Source organism: Staphylococcus sp. EG-SA-17, from assembly GCF_017151845.1.
GTDB classification, from domain to species: Bacteria; Bacillota; Bacilli; order Staphylococcales; family Staphylococcaceae; genus Staphylococcus; species Staphylococcus aureus.
Window position 1 is genome coordinate 1 of sequence record NZ_JACVZO010000095.1, and the last position, 474, is coordinate 474.

At 61.2% G+C, this 474-nt stretch carries 1 protein-coding gene; it reads right to left on the minus strand.

Annotation, left to right across the window (positions count from 1 at the left end; all coding sequences use genetic code 11):
• Positions 1-27: 27 nt before the first annotated feature.
• Positions 28-474 (minus strand): RidA family protein (locus IDG65_RS14215; RefSeq protein ID WP_241012759.1); only part of this gene is annotated, 447 nt, incomplete at its 5' end.

A 474-nucleotide genomic window follows, 5' to 3' on the forward strand; every position in this document is an offset into this window, starting at 1 on the left:
ACCGGGGCGCTCGTTGGCGCTGTGTGGTCATGGCACGATCGCGGTCACCCGGATCTCGATCCGCATTTCCGGAAGACCAAGCGCTTCGACACCGACCTGCGTCCAGATCGGCGCGTGATCGGGCATATAGCGTCTGAACAGCGTTGCCATCGTCTCGTTGACCACCGGCGGGAATCCGCCGACGTGGTACGAGTTCACGTGCACCACATTCGCCCAGCTTGCCCCTGCGGTGGAGAGAGTGCGCTCGACATTGCGAAAGGCCTGCGCGATCTCGTCTTCGAGGTCTGCGGCTATGACAAGATCGTCGTTCCAACCGCCTTGACCGGAGATTTCCACCCGATCCCCGATGCGCACGGCCTGAGAGTAATGGAGCAGGTCTCGCAGTCGGTCGCCATATCCGGGCGTGACGAAGAATGAGGGCGGTTGCATGATCGTCTCCACAAACGGGAATGGTGCGATGGCGCTGTACATATC